Below are 14,811 nucleotides of genomic sequence, written 5' to 3' on the forward strand. Positions count from 1 at the left end.
TTCGTAAGATCGATCCGATGATGAGGCGGTCAAGCTTCACCAAAAAGAGCCATCATCCGGAAGCTTCGCAAGCGAAGCGTTCGAACATGAACTCTGGAGATAATGGATCGGTACCCGCAATTGCTTGCAGATCCGAACCTCGGAACGATCTCCTCTTTACGATGTCATAAATCCCGCAGTCGATCTCGTAAGACCAACAAGCGAAGTGATAAGCGGACTAATCAGGAGCAGCTCGGATAGCGCTCACTGTGAACACACTGAATGTTTGTTTTGATACCATCGCCAACACCAAGTTTCTGGTGGAGGCAGACGGGATCGAACCGACGACCTCATGCTTGCAAAGCACGCGCTCTCCCAGCTGAGCTATGCCCCCGTTCCAGAAGACGAATGCTCAACGCTGTAGTTCGCGTTTTGCAGATGCGATGTCGACGTCAGCAGCAGCCTTGAAAGCAAAGCGCGCAAATATGGTGGGCCTGGGAAGACTTGAACTTCCGACCTCACGCTTATCAAGCGCGCGCTCTAACCAACTGAGCTACAAGCCCTAACAACATAGGGCCTGCGATCGACATCCGCTTCCGCCAGATGCACGACACAAGCACGCCCCAGCGTGTGTTCGTCCGCGAAGAAAGAGAAACGAAGACGGCGGTGTCCCGCCTATGCAGCTCAGACATTGATCCAATGTCTGGCCACTGATGTTTCAAAAGAGGTTCGATAGATGCAAGCATCTGAAGAACCATCCTTAGAAAGGAGGTGATCCAGCCGCAGGTTCCCCTACGGCTACCTTGTTACGACTTCACCCCAGTCGCTGACCCTACCGTGGTCAGCTGCCCCCTTGCGGTTAGCGCACTGCCTTCAGGTAGAACCAACTCCCATGGTGTGACGGGCGGTGTGTACAAGGCCCGGGAACGTATTCACCGTGGCATGCTGATCCACGATTACTAGCGATTCCAACTTCATGGGCTCGAGTTGCAGAGCCCAATCCGAACTGAGACGGCTTTTTGAGATTTGCGAGAGGTCGCCCTTTTGCATCCCATTGTCACCGCCATTGTAGCACGTGTGTAGCCCAGCCCGTAAGGGCCATGAGGACTTGACGTCATCCCCACCTTCCTCGCGGCTTATCACCGGCAGTCTCCTTAGAGTGCTCAACTAAATGGTAGCAACTAAGGACGGGGGTTGCGCTCGTTGCGGGACTTAACCCAACATCTCACGACACGAGCTGACGACAGCCATGCAGCACCTGTGCTCTATGCCCCGAAGGGAAGGTTCCATCTCTGGTACCGGTCATAGACATGTCAAGGGCTGGTAAGGTTCTGCGCGTTGCGTCGAATTAAACCACATGCTCCACCGCTTGTGCGGGCCCCCGTCAATTCCTTTGAGTTTTAATCTTGCGACCGTACTCCCCAGGCGGAATGCTTAAAGCGTTAGCTGCGCCACTAGTGAGTAAACCCACTAACGGCTGGCATTCATCGTTTACGGCGTGGACTACCAGGGTATCTAATCCTGTTTGCTCCCCACGCTTTCGTGCCTCAGCGTCAGTTATGGGCCAGTGAGCCGCCTTCGCCACTGGTGTTCTTGCGAATATCTACGAATTTCACCTCTACACTCGCAGTTCCACTCACCTCTCCCATACTCAAGACTTTCAGTATCAAAGGCAGTTCTGGAGTTGAGCTCCAGGATTTCACCTCTGACTTAAAAACCCGCCTACGCACCCTTTACGCCCAGTGATTCCGAGCAACGCTAGCCCCCTTCGTATTACCGCGGCTGCTGGCACGAAGTTAGCCGGGGCTTATTCTTACGGTACCGTCATTATCTTCCCGTACAAAAGAGCTTTACAACCCTAGGGCCTTCATCACTCACGCGGCATGGCTGGATCAGGCTTGCGCCCATTGTCCAATATTCCCCACTGCTGCCTCCCGTAGGAGTTTGGGCCGTGTCTCAGTCCCAATGTGGCTGATCATCCTCTCAGACCAGCTACTGATCGTCGCCTTGGTAGGCCATTACCCTACCAACTAGCTAATCAGACGCGGGCCGATCTTTCGGCGATAAATCTTTCCCCGTAAGGGCTTATCCGGTATTAGCACAAGTTTCCCTGTGTTGTTCCGAACCAAAAGGTACGTTCCCACGCGTTACTCACCCGTCTGCCACTGACGTATTGCTACGCCCGTTCGACTTGCATGTGTTAAGCCTGCCGCCAGCGTTCGCTCTGAGCCAGGATCAAACTCTCAAGTTGGACTTGAAACTTTAAACCGGCTGATCACAACGTATTGACGAGGTCCCACCATACTAAACCAAACAAACCGAAGCTCATTTGATCTGCTGCCTGCGCTTCACAGCGCTGGCAACGATGGTGTTAACCTTTGTTCAAAACGTGTACCGCCGAAGTCTTTCGTCCGGTCTCAATGATAAAGCCGAAGCTCTACACCAAGACCCGCAAGGACTCCGCCGTCCACGTTTCTCTTTCTTCTTTTCAACTTGTCAAACAGCCCGACGCAGATGCGTCACTCTCCCGGAGAGGGAGAAAATCTTGCCACCCAACCACCCGACGACAGATCAGCAGCCGACACCTATCGGCTACTGAAGCACTCTTCGCGGTGATGAAGCTTCCGAGACACAAACAATCGCCCGGGCCGAAGGCCCCGGCGCCGCCGCGCTCAGTGGCCGGGTTATAGGCCCCCTCACCCGAGACTGTCAACGCCATTCGTCAGAAAATCGTCACGTGCTGTGGAGGAGGCGTCAGGGCCCAAAAAGCGTAGGTTTTACAGGGGTAACGCCGTACAAGAGCCACATTCCTCCGACGTTCTGAGCATGCCTTGTGCAAAGATTCTGCGTCGCCCCTGAAACTTTTTGGGGTCGGTCGGACCGGGATCTGGGCTCAACGGTCTCTCGAAAGAACGAACTGCGCCATCGCAGCGCTCTTTTGGGCCAATGATAACACCGCGAAAGAGTTTGCAGCATTGACGTTCGTCCATTCGGCCAGCATTTTGGCGCGCACTGTTCGACCGTCGATGCGATGTGCTTGGGGAAGACTCTTCGCATGATGCTGGGAATTCGGGGGATGTCGGCTTGAACCACGGACTGTCACGCAGTGGCGCCTATAATCGTGAGACCGGGATGATCGATCTCGGCCACGAGCCGCCGCTATCCGTTGATGGCTCCGAAGCCGCGGTGATCGATCGTCGCCGCGTATCGGTACAGTGGTTCAGTGGTACTATCCTCACAGGTCTCTGCGGCGCGGCTCTGATCGGCGGCGCCGTTTTTGCGTCGCTCGACGGCGAGATGACCTTTGCCAAGGTCCCCGAACGCGTCGAAGGCGCGCTGCGCGGCGCCTTTAGTGCCACCGACAAACAAGCCAGCCTGCATAAGTCTGACCGCCTGCCGCCGCCGAGCGAAGCTTCCGCCGCGCGCCAGGTACTCAAAGTTTCCACCGTCACCCGCGTCGGCAATCGCGACGTGATGCGTGTGCGGCCCTTCATCCGGATTTCCGGCAATCTGGCGATGGCGACCAGCGATCTCAGCGCCAAGATCCCGCCCTTTAATGCGCAGCGCCTGCTGACCGATGTCGGCAGCCCCGCTCCCAACAGCGACGACGCCGCGGCGAATCCGAATGCCGTCGAGCCCGACGCCGAAGTCTCCTTTGTCACTCGCGATCTCGGTCAGGTACTGCCGAAAGCAAAGATCGGCGCCAGCGTTGCCATCGATGAAGTCTTGATGCGCGTGCGCGATGCCTCCAACTGGCGCGGCAATACCGGCGTTCGCTATACGACCGTCGCCAGCGCCACCGGCGATATCGGCGGGCAACCTGACATGAAGATGGCCTATGCCGCCGAAGGCACCACGGCCGATCCATATGCTGGTTTTGAGACCCGCATCGTGCCGGAAAACGTAACGCTGCTGGCCAAGACCAAGGATCAGGCGACCGGCGGCAACCCGAATGGCGAGCGTATCCATATCGTCAAGAAGGGCGACACCATTCTGACCATCCTGCGCGACCAGGGCGCAATGCCCGAGGAAGCCAAGGCAATCGCTACTACGCTGGGTGCCCGCGGCCGTGACGGCGGACTGAAGGAAGGCCAGAAAGTTCGAATTCTGATGTCGCCGGCCGGACCGGGCCAGCGTTTGCAGCCCTACCGAGTCATCGTTGCCAACGATTCCACCATCGAGGCGGTCGCCGCCCTCTCGGATCTCGGCAAATACGTCGCCGTCGATGTCTCCAGCATGAATACCGTCGCCGAAGCGCCAAGCGCATCGGATGACGACGAGGAGGATGACGGCACCGGCGTACGGCTCTATCAGAGCATTTACGAGACGGCGCTGCGCAACAAGGTTCCGGCGACCGTCATCGAGGACATGATCCGGATCTACTCCTACGACGTGGATTTCCAGCGCAAAGTACAGCCCGGCGACTCGTTCGACGTGTTCTTTGCCGGCGAAGATGAAGGCGCCACCATCACCGAAAAGACCGAAGTACTGTTCGCTTCGCTCACGGTGGGCGGCGAAACCAAGAAATACTATCGCTTCCTGACCACCGACGACTCGGTCGTCGACTACTATGACGAGACCGGCAAGAGCGCGAAGAAGTTCCTGGTCCGCAAACCCGTCAATAACGCCATCATGCGTTCAGGCTTCGGCGGACGCCGCCACCCGATCCTCGGCTACACCAAGATGCATACCGGCGTGGACTGGTCGACACCCTACGGCACTCCGATTTTCGCATCCGGCAACGGCGTGATCGAAAAGGCAGCCTGGGAAGGCGGCTACGGCAAATATATCCGCATCAAGCACAATAACGGCTACGAAACCGCCTACGGCCATATGTCGGCCTTCGCCAAGGGCATGGAGCCCGGCAAGCGCGTGCGGCAGGGCCAGGTCATCGGCTTCGTCGGTTCGACCGGCATGTCCACCGGCGCCCACGTTCACTACGAAATTCTGGTCAACGGCCGCTTCGTCGATCCGATGCGCGTGAAACTGCCGCGCGGCCGCTCGCTCGAAGGGCCGATCATGGCAAACTTCGAGAAGGAGCGTGACCGGATCGATACCCAGATGACCATGCGCGGCCCCGGCGCCCGCGTGTCCGACGCCGGCGCGACCAGCGCAGTGCCTCCGGCACGGCCGACGACCAGTCGCTAAATCGGTATTCTTCGCCTTGTTCCGCGCGTCAGACCGATGCCGTGCGGGCTTGCCGAAAGGGACGCTGAGGTCCGGCGATCAATTCGCAGCGAGCTCTGCAGACCCGATCAGGTGAACACCAGGCGCGCCTGTCACGGCGGCCTCAATCAATGCGTCGGCGATCTTGTCGGCGGGGCTGATCCGGTAGCTGCGCGGCAGGACCGGACCGAAGATACCGAGCACCGTCGCCGCGATGCGTTCGCCCAGCCGGAATTCATCACGATCGCCGCCGATCAGGCCCGGCCGCACAATCGTCAATGACGGAAAGCCCATCGCCTTCAGCGCTTCCTCCACTTCGCCTTTGGTACGCGGATAAAGCAGCTTTGAGTGCACGTCGGCACCGACTGAGGAATTCAGTGCGAAACGGCTAGCGCCGTGCTTGCGCGCTAGCCGGGCGACGTCGAGCGGGTAGTCGTAATCCACGACGCGAAACGCCTCGTCCGAGCCGGCCTTTGCGCGCGTCGTTCCCAGCGCGCAAACCACCCCGTCGACATCCCACCAATCGGCCTCGGCAGGCAGCCGATTAAAATCGACCAGCGGGTTATCGAGCTTCGCATGCGCCGCTAGCGGCCGACGCGTCGGCGCCACGACACGCGTGATCCGACTGTCGGCAAGCGCTTTGGCAATCACGTGACGGCCGACGAGACCAGTGGCGCCGGCGACGAGGATGCGGGTCATGAATGGCTCCCGAGAATATAAAAGCGGCCTGAACCGAGAGATTCAGGCCGCTCATTCAGGTTACGTCAAACCGCTCAATTCAGCTTTCGCTTCGGCACCGGCGCCTCGAACGCCGCGATCTCCGCGGTTTGGGAGGCCTGGCCGTTGAAGGTCAGGACGTTGCCGGCGGCGCTTATGTCGACATGGTCACCGTCCTTGATGTCGCCGGCGAGGATCATCTCGGCCAGCGGATCCTGGACGCTGCGCTGGATCACCCGCTTCAGGGGCCGGGCGCCATAGGCGGGATCCCAGCCCTTGTCGGCGAGCCAGTCGCGCGCATCGTTGTCCAGCACCAGCGTGATCTTGCGATCTTCCAAGAGCTTCTGCAGCCGCGCAAACTGGATCTCGACGATCCGGCCCATTTCGCTCCGCTGCAGGCGATGGAACAGGATGATCTCGTCGACACGGTTGAGGAATTCGGGGCGGAAATGCCCGCGCACCATGCCCATCACCTGTTCACGCACGGCGGACGTATCCTCGCCCTCTGGCTGGTTGACCAGGAATTCCGAGCCGAGATTCGACGTCATGATGATCAGCGTGTTGCGGAAATCGACGGTGCGGCCCTGACCATCGGTCAGGCGGCCATCGTCGAGCACCTGCAGCAGCACGTTGAACACATCCGGATGCGCCTTCTCGACCTCGTCGAACAGCACGACCTGATAGGGCCGCCGCCGCACGGCTTCGGTGAGCGCGCCGCCCTCGTCATAACCGACATAGCCCGGAGGCGCGCCGATCAGGCGGGAGACGGAGTGCTTCTCCATATATTCCGACATGTCCAAGCGGACCATCGCGGTCTCGTCGTCGAACAGATAGGCCGCCAGCGCCTTGGTCAGCTCGGTCTTGCCGACGCCGGTGGGGCCGAGGAACATGAACGAGCCGATCGGCCGATTTGGATCCTGCAGACCCGCACGCGAACGACGGACTGCCGTCGCCACTGCGCGCACGGCTTCGGCCTGGCCGACGACGCGTTCGCCGAGACTCAGTTCCATCCGCAGCAGCTTGTCTTTCTCGCCTTCCAGCATCTTGTCGACGGGCACGCCGGTCCAGCGCGAGACCACCTGCGCGATGTGGTTGGCGGTGACCGCCTCTTCCATCATCTCGCCGGCATTCTCGTTGGCTTCGATATCGGCCAGCCGCTTTTCAAGTTCCGGAATCCGGCCATAGGCCAGTTCGCCGGCACGCTGATATTCGCCGCGGCGCTGCGCTTCGGCGAGTTCGAGACGCAAGCCATCGAGCTCACTCTTGAGCTTCTGCGCATTCGACAGCTTGTTCTTCTCGGCCGACCAGCGCTGGGTCAGCGCGGCGGATTTCTCCTCGAGATCGGCGAGTTCCCTTTCAAGGTTTTCCAGCCGGGTCTTGGAGCCGGCATCGGTTTCCTTCTTCAGGGCTTCCTGCTCGATCTTGAGCCGGACGATCTCGCGGTCCATCGAGTCGAGTTCTTCGGGCTTGGAGTCGACCTGCATCTTCAGCCGCGCTGAAGCCTCATCCATCAGGTCGATGGCTTTATCCGGCAGGAAGCGATCGGTGATGTAGCGGTTCGACAGCGTCACGGCAGCAACCAGCGCGCTGTCCGTGATGCGAACACCGTGATGCTGCTCGTACTTGTCTTTCAGGCCGCGCAGGATCGAGACCGTGTCTTCGACGGTCGGTTCCGCCACGAAGACCGGTTGGAAACGCCGTGCAAGGGCCGCATCCTTCTCCACATGCTTGCGATATTCGTCGAGCGTGGTCGCGCCGATACAATGGAGCTCACCGCGCGCCAGTGCCGGCTTCAGCAGGTTCGACGCATCCATCGCGCCGTCGCCCTTGCCGGCCCCGATCAGCTGATGCATTTCGTCGATGAACAGGATGATGCCGCCTTCGGCCGAGGTGACCTCGCCGAGCACCGCCTTCAGCCGCTCCTCGAACTCGCCGCGATATTTCGCGCCGGCGATGAGCGCACCGAGATCGAGCGAGAGAAGGCTCTTGTCCTTCAGGCTCTCCGGCACGTCGCCATTGAGGATGCGCAGCGCGAGACCTTCGACAATGGCGGTCTTGCCGACGCCGGGTTCGCCGATCAGCACGGGATTGTTCTTGGTTCGCCGCGACAATACCTGAATGGTACGGCGGATTTCCTCGTCGCGGCCGATCACCGGGTCGAGCTTGCCGTCACGCGCGGCCTGGGTCAGGTCGCGGGCATATTTCTTCAACGCGTCATAGGCGTTTTCGGCCGTGGCGGAATCCGCCGTGCGGCCCTTGCGCAGCGCATTGATCGCGGCATTGAGATTTTGCGGAGTGACGCCGCCCTTGTTGAGCAGGCTGCCGGCCTCCGAATCCTTGTCGAGCGAGAGCGCGAGCAGCAGCCGTTCCACGGTGACGAAACTGTCGCCGGCCTTCTCGGCCGCCTGCTCGGCGGCATCAAAGGCGCGCGCAGTCGCCGGCGCCAAATAGACCTGCCCGGCCCCGGCACCCGAGACCTTGGGCATCTTGCCCAGCTCGGTTTCCGTCGCCTTCAGGATGGCGCGGGAGTTGCCGCCGGCGCGGTCGATCAGGCCGCCGGCCAGACCTTCGCTGTCGTCCAGCAGAACTTTCAGAATGTGCAGCGGCGAGAATTGCTGATGGCCCTCGCGCACGGCCAGCGATTGCGCCGACTGGATGAAGCCGCGCACCCGTTCGGTGTATTTCTCAATATTCATCGTGTGTTGTCCCTCGGCCTGCCCTGTCCGCCTCGAAAGCACGGATGGGGCATCTTCATTGGGTATCCGCAGGCCGCATTGATTGTCGTCAACCGGCTGCGGTCGTCGCTGGCGTCAAAACCAGCTTGATGCAAATGTGGGCAGCCAGTTCCGGAAACGGAAGGGGTCAGCATAAATTTCCAATCGGCTGGGCGATGGCGCCACGAGCCCAAATCTCTTAAGACCGGAACCATGCCAGAACAGTCTTACGCCAGCGTTGCCAGCATCTACCGCTATCCCGTGAAGGGCCTGACGCCCGAGCCCCTGGAAGACGTCGCGCTGAAGCCCGGCCAGACCCTGCCGGGCGACCGGCGCTATGCCATCGAGAACGGCCCGATCGGGTTCGACCCGGCAGCGCCGCAATATTTTCCCAAGACCCAGTTTCTGATGCTGATGCGCAACGAACGCCTCGCGGCCCTGCGCAGCCACTATGACGACGCCAGCCATACGCTGACGATCCGGCAGGACAATGTGGAGGCAGCGCGGGCCGACCTGCAGACCTCCGAGGGGCGAGCCGAGATCGAAGCGTTTTTCGCCGCGAATTTTGCCGACGAGCTACGCGGACCACCGAAGGTGCTGTTCGCGGACGGCCATAGTTTTTCGGACGTCCCGCGCAAGGTGGTGTCGATCATCAACCTCGCCAGCGTCAAGGATCTCGAAAAGGCCGTCGGGCAGCCGGTGCATCCGCTGCGCTTCCGCGGCAACCTGCATGTGGCGGGCTGGCCGGCCTGGCATGAATTCGAACTGATCGACCGGACGCTCGCGATCGGCAGCACCCGGCTCAAGGTGGTGAAGCGCATCGTTCGCTGTGCAGCGACCAATGTCGATCCGGATACGGCCGCGCGGGATCTGACGATTCCGAAAACGCTGCTGCAGACCTACGGCCATGCCGATTGCGGCATCTATGCCGAGGTTATCACCGGCGGCACGATCACCGCCGGTGATAAGATCGTTGTCGAAGAATAGACGAGCTTAGCTCGTCGGCATCACGTAAGCGTAGACGCGGCCCTTGGAATAGGTGGCTTCGGCGACGCGGTTGCCGTGATTGCCCGACACGATGATCGGATTGCCCTTGGCATCGATGCCCGAGACGACACCGACATGACCGCCGCGACGACCGCGGGACATCACGGCGATGGCGCCGACCTGCGGACCGGAGATGCGCTGGCCGTAGCTCGAGAACGAGCGCGCCATATCCGAACCGGTGCCCTGATGACCGGTGCGCTGTAGCACCAGGTTCATGAAACGCGCACACCACAAACTCGCGCGGCCGGTCGGATTGCCGCGGCCGATGAAGCTGCGCGCTGCATCGACGATACCCGAACCGCCGAAACCGCCGGAGGGCTGATTCATGCTCGCATTGGCGTTATTGAAATTCGCGGAGTCGCCGAACGATGGCGCCTGCTGCGTGGCTTCGCCTCTGTGCCGCGCATAACGCGCGCGATGCCGGACGTGATGACGTGCGCTGTGTGAGTATTTGCCGACGTGGTGCGAATGACGCGAGGCACCGTGCTGGGGTCGTGCCGACGCGGGAGAGACTGACGCAAGAACTGCCGCCGAACACATCGCAAGAGCCGAGATGCGAAGTGCACGGCGATACGCATAGAACTGAACCATACCAGATTTTTCCTCTTAACACCCCCGAACCCCATCGATCCAAATACGCGGACCGAGAAACGGGACGGGCGTGGTAACGAAGTTGGTATGGCGATAACAAGACCTCTAACGGAACGGATGACGATTTTTTAACGGCAATAACGGAGTAACCCGCCTCAACTTCAACGGTTGCAATACGTATAGACATAGCAGCCGCCCGTCTCACGCAAGTCGCACTTATATTACCTATTTGAATTAGCTTTTTGCGCGCACTTCATGCGTGCATCGGCTTGCGATGCACGGCGGAAAGATGGCGCAGGACGCGGTATTTCTGCTCCCATCCTGCAGAAATCTACACGCGATCAGGGCTGTGCGGATTTATTCGCGCGGCTCAGCAGGAAAACGCCCTGCTCTCCGAACATGTTCCAGAACCACCACGGCGCATTGAGCCGTAGCGGGCGGCCATAGAGATCGAGCGCAACGGCACGCTCCATCTTCACGTTGATCTCGTCGCACAGGACAACGAAATCCTTGATGGTACAGAAGTGAATGTTCGGCGTGTCGTACCACGTCGCCGGCAGATTCTCCGTGCGCGGCATGCGGCCGCCGACAAGCAACTGCACGCGCATCTTCCAGAAACCGAAATTCGGAAACGACACGATAGCGCTGCGGCCGATGCGCAGCAGATTCTCCAGCACCACGCGCGGCTGCCGCGTCGCCTGCAGCGTCTGCGACAGAATCACATAGTCGAACGCATCGTCGGGATAGTTGATCAAGTCCGTATCGGCATCGCCCTGCACCACTGCGAGGCCTTTGCCGACACAGCGGTTGACGCCCTCGCGCGACAATTCGATGCCGCGGCCGTCGATGCCGCGGCTCTCCAGCAATTGCAGCAGATCGCCGTCACCGCAGCCGACGTCGAGCACCTTCGAGCCCGGCTTGATCATCTCCGCGACCAGAAGGTGATCGCCACGATAATCCTGCTTGCCGCGCGGCGCCGGCGTCGCCACTGCGGAGTTCAGCGGCAAGGTCTGTTGTGGAAACGCCATCTCTATGCCCCCGTCACAGGCAGGCCGCGCACGGAGGCTGCGGAGTTCAGGAATGCATCGGCGATATCGAGAAACTCGGGCACGTCGAGCAGGAAGGCATCATGGCCCTTGTCGGTTTCGATCTCCGCAAAGGACACGCGGACGCCGCCGGCATTCAGCGCATGCACGACGTCGCGCGATTCCGCCGTCGGGAACAGCCAGTCGGACGTGAACGACATCAGGCAGAAGCGCGTCTGCGTATCGCGAAACGCTTCCGAGAGCTTGCCGTTGTGATCGGCTGCGATATCGAAATAGTCCATCGCACGCGTCAGATAGAGATAGGAGTTGGCATCGAAGCGCTCGACGAAGGATGAGCCCTGATAGCGCAGATAGCTCTCGACCTGGAAATCCGCATCGAAGGAGAATGTCGGCAACTCCCTGTCCTGCATGCGGCGGCCGAACTTGCGGTGCAAGGCGGCATCCGACAGATAGGTGATATGCGCGGCCATGCGCGCAACGCCGAGGCCGCGATGCGGATGCGTGCCTTCCTCGAAATAACGCCCGCCGCGCCAGTCGGGATCGGCCATCACGGCCTGACGACCCAGCTCATGGAATGCGATGTTCTGCGCCGAATGCCGCGTACTGCAGGCGACCGCCAGCGCGGAAAACACGCGCTCCGGATAGGCCGCGGTCCATTGCAGCGTCTGCATGCCGCCCATGGAGCCGCCGACCACGCAGAACAGTTGGCCGATGCCGAGACTGTCGATCAGCATCGCCTGCGCGCGCACCATGTCGGGAATGGTGATGACCGGGAAATCCAGTCCCCAGATCTTGCCGGTGACGGGATTGGTCGAGGCCGGACCGGTCGAGCCCATACAACCGCCGAGCACGTTCGAACAGATGATGAAGTAGCGGTCGGTATCGAGAGCCTTACCGGGACCGACCAGCGTCTGCCACCAGCCCGGCTTGCCGGTGACCGGATGCGGATTGGCGACATGCTGGTCGCCGGTCAGTGCGTGACAAACCAGGATGGCGTTGGATTTGTCGGCGTTGAGCGTTCCATAGGTCTGATAGGCGATCTGGAACGGGGCCAGGTCGATGCCGCAGTCGAGCCGCAGCGGCTGATCCATGCGAAAACCCGCGACCAGCGAGGTTGGATGATCGGCTTCATGGCCGCGCTCATCGGGGCGGACAACCGGACTCTTCACCAGTTCGACATTTACCATCTTGATACCGGCCTCCTCAGGAGGTGCTCAAACCAAAACCGGAATCAGGCCATAAAAAACCCGGCCTGAACAAATAGTTCGGCCGGGATCAAACTGTCCCCGGCCTGTTTAGCGAGTTGTTTAACGTGGCTGCAAGCCGGCCGGCTCAAATGACCACGGAAGTGACAAGATATTAGTCCCACACCTGCATGCCGTCAATATGGGCAAACGAAGCTGTGGCCCGGTCAAATTGACCAACTGCCCTGCGGGAAAATCCTCCATGTTTTCTTTGCTTTCCGGCACCGTCTTACCTAATCAATGGCCGTGCCCGCCGGCTCTCCGGAGCCGGCCCGGCCAAGCTTGACGGGACCTATCACGCCTCCCGTCCCGAAGGTTTTGAACATGTCGAAATTACCACCCGCCCCGCCCTCGCTGGACGAACTGCGCAAAGAGATCGACAGCATCGACGCGCAGGTTCACGCCCTGTTGATGCAGCGCGGCGACATCATCGACCGGCTGATCTCGGTGAAGCAGACCCAGGAGGTCGGCTCGGCCTTCCGGCCAGCGCGCGAGGCCGACATGATGCGCCGCCTGGTGCAGCGCCATCGCGGCATCCTGCCGATCGACACCGTCGAGAGCATCTGGCGGGTGATCATCTCGACTTTCACTTACGTGCAGGCGCCGTTCTCGGTTCATGCGGATGTGTCGCTGGGCGAAAGCGCGATGCGGGATTCCGCGCGCTTTCACTTCGGCTTCACCGTGCCGTATGTCGGGCACTTCAGCGCTGCTGCAGCGGTCGAGGCCGTGGCCAAGTCCAAGGGCGATCTCGCACTGGTCTCGGCCACGTCCAGTCGCACGCCGTGGTGGATCCCGCTGGAAGCTCAGGGCGCGCCGAAGATCATCGCGCGCCTGCCGTTCATCGAACGCGCCGACCATCCGGCCGCGCTTCCCGTATTTGTGGTCTCGCGCGTCGCCGACAGCGCCATGGTGACCGAAGTCGAGATGTGGAGCGTACGGGTGTCGGGCTGGAATGCCGAAACCGCGCGTGCGCTGTCGCCGCTGGCCGAAATCGTCGCCGTGCCGGATACCGCCTTTGACGGCGCGGCGCTGCTGATCTCGATCACGTCGACTTCAAGCCTCGACAAGATCAAGTCGGCGCTGATCGAGGCCGGTGCCTCGGTGCGCTCCACGGCTCTCGTCGGCAGCCACGCAACCCGCTATACCGTGCCCGCCAACGGCGCACCGCGCTCGTAAGCCAATCTGACGTTCCGGAGTTGAAGATGTCCCGTCCCGTGCCGAAGCCCGGCATTCTCGATATCGCGCCCTACACCCCTGGCAAGAGCCCAGTGGTGGAGCCCGGCCGCAAGACCTACAAGCTGTCGGCCAACGAGACGCCGTTCGGCCCATCGTCGCGCGCCAAGGACGCCTTTGCCACCGCTGTCGCGCATCTCGAGGATTATCCGGAAGGCACGTCGAAGGTGCTGCGCGAGGCGCTCGGCAAGCGTTTCGGCCTCGATCCCGCGCAGATCATCTGTGGCGCCGGCTCCGACGAAATTCTCAACCTGATCGCACATGTCTATCTCGGCCCCGGCGACGAGGCGATTTCGACCGCGCACGGCTTCCTAGTCTACCCGATCGCTACCCAAGCGAACGGCGCCACCAATGTGGTTGCTCCGGAAACTAACTTCACCTGCAACGTCGACGCGATCCTGAACTGCGTCACTGATCGCACCAAGCTGGTGTGGCTGGCGAACCCGAACAATCCGACCGGCACTTATCTGCCGTCCTCCGAGATCAAGCGCCTGCGCGCCGGCCTGCCGGAGCATGTGCTGCTGGTGCTCGACGCCGCGTATTGGGACTACGTGACCAAGGGCGACTACGACAACGGCCTGGAGCTGGCGAAGACCACCGAGAACACCGTCGCCACCTACACCTTTTCGAAGGTGCACGGCCTGGCTGCGTTGCGGATCGGCTGGATGTTCGGCCCTGCGCATATCGTCGATGCGATGAACCGTATTCGTGGGCCGTTCAACGTCTCCGCGCCGGCGATGATGGCCGCGGTGGGGGCGATCGAGGACACCGGCCATGTCGAGATGTCGCGCACGTACACCGCCAAGTGGATCGGCATCCTGACCGAGGAAATCACCAAGCTCGGCATCGAGGTGACGCCAAGCGTAGCCAATTTCTTGCTGATGCATTTTCCGGAAACCGGCAAGACTGCAGCGGATGCCGATGCGTTCCTGACCAGGCGCGGGCTGGTGTTGCGTGCCGTGACCAATTACGGCCTGCCGAACTCGCTGCGCATGACCATCGGCACCGAGGAAGCCAACAGGCTGGTGATCGAGACGCTGCGTGAATTCATGGCATCGAATTCGGGGCAATGAC

At 60.9% G+C, this 14,811-nt stretch carries 9 protein-coding genes, 2 tRNA genes, 1 rRNA gene and 1 riboswitch; of the genes, 4 read left to right on the forward strand and 8 right to left on the reverse strand.

The features are described 5' to 3' along the window. Window positions 1–297 precede the first annotated feature (297 nt). The 3 genes from AB8A27_RS21700 to AB8A27_RS21710 all read right to left on the reverse strand — a co-directional run bounded on the left by AB8A27_RS21700 (window position 298) and on the right by AB8A27_RS21710 (window position 2,230). Window positions 298–373 (reverse strand) — tRNA-Ala (locus tag AB8A27_RS21700). Window positions 374–465: 92 nt separating this feature from the next. Beyond that, window positions 466–542: transfer RNA gene (locus tag AB8A27_RS21705), tRNA-Ile, on the reverse strand. Window positions 543–743: 201 nt separating this feature from the next. After that, a 16S ribosomal RNA gene (locus AB8A27_RS21710) occupies window positions 744–2,230 on the reverse strand. Window positions 2,231–3,063: 833 nt separating this feature from the next. Here AB8A27_RS21710 and AB8A27_RS21715 point away from each other — a divergent pair. Beyond that, the gene (locus tag AB8A27_RS21715; protein WP_441243687.1) at window positions 3,064–5,127 is read left to right on the forward strand and encodes a peptidoglycan DD-metalloendopeptidase family protein; all 2,064 of its coding nucleotides are present in this window, start codon (window positions 3,064–3,066) and stop codon (window positions 5,125–5,127) included. 78 nt (window positions 5,128–5,205) lie between these two features. Here AB8A27_RS21715 and AB8A27_RS21720 read toward each other — a convergent pair whose 3' ends face one another. After that, window positions 5,206–5,844 (reverse strand): NAD(P)H-binding protein, encoded by a 639-nt coding sequence (locus AB8A27_RS21720; RefSeq protein WP_441243688.1) that lies wholly within the window; start codon window positions 5,842–5,844, stop codon window positions 5,206–5,208. A gap of 74 nt (window positions 5,845–5,918) precedes the next feature. Further along, entirely contained in the window at window positions 5,919–8,558 is a 2,640-nt protein-coding gene (gene clpB, locus AB8A27_RS21725) for an ATP-dependent chaperone ClpB (RefSeq protein ID WP_441243689.1), read from the reverse strand. 231 nt (window positions 8,559–8,789) lie between these two features. Between clpB and AB8A27_RS21730 the strand changes: the two genes are divergently transcribed. Next, window positions 8,790–9,563, forward strand: a complete 774-nt coding sequence (locus tag AB8A27_RS21730; protein WP_441243690.1) for an MOSC domain-containing protein — start codon at window positions 8,790–8,792, stop codon at window positions 9,561–9,563. A 6-nt stretch (window positions 9,564–9,569) separates the two neighbouring features. Here AB8A27_RS21730 and AB8A27_RS21735 read toward each other — a convergent pair whose 3' ends face one another. From AB8A27_RS21735 to metX, 3 genes are all read right to left on the reverse strand, one after another. Further along, entirely contained in the window at window positions 9,570–10,214 is a 645-nt protein-coding gene (locus AB8A27_RS21735; RefSeq protein WP_441243691.1) for a TIGR02594 family protein, read from the reverse strand. 341 nt (window positions 10,215–10,555) lie between these two features. Then, window positions 10,556–11,242, reverse strand: a complete 687-nt coding sequence (metW, locus tag AB8A27_RS21740; RefSeq protein ID WP_441243692.1) for a methionine biosynthesis protein MetW — start codon at window positions 11,240–11,242, stop codon at window positions 10,556–10,558. Between the two features lie 2 nt (window positions 11,243–11,244). Continuing rightward, complete coding sequence (metX, locus tag AB8A27_RS21745; RefSeq protein ID WP_441243693.1) at window positions 11,245–12,447, reverse strand: homoserine O-acetyltransferase MetX; 1,203 nt, start codon at window positions 12,445–12,447, stop codon at window positions 11,245–11,247. Between the two features lie 87 nt (window positions 12,448–12,534). Then, a riboswitch (SAM riboswitch) is annotated at window positions 12,535–12,614 on the reverse strand. A gap of 214 nt (window positions 12,615–12,828) precedes the next feature. Between metX and AB8A27_RS21750 the strand changes: the two genes are divergently transcribed. Together AB8A27_RS21750 and hisC are read left to right on the forward strand one after the other, a co-directional pair. Beyond that, the gene (locus AB8A27_RS21750) at window positions 12,829–13,680 is read left to right on the forward strand and encodes a chorismate mutase (RefSeq protein ID WP_441243694.1); all 852 of its coding nucleotides are present in this window, start codon (window positions 12,829–12,831) and stop codon (window positions 13,678–13,680) included. A gap of 26 nt (window positions 13,681–13,706) precedes the next feature. Next, window positions 13,707–14,810, forward strand: a complete 1,104-nt coding sequence (gene hisC / locus AB8A27_RS21755) for a histidinol-phosphate transaminase (RefSeq protein WP_441243695.1) — start codon at window positions 13,707–13,709, stop codon at window positions 14,808–14,810. Window position 14,811 lies beyond the last annotated feature (1 nt).

Origin of the sequence: Tardiphaga sp. 768_D3_N2_1, from assembly GCF_052076105.1 — a bacterium.
Classification (GTDB): Bacteria; Pseudomonadota; Alphaproteobacteria; order Rhizobiales; family Xanthobacteraceae; genus Tardiphaga.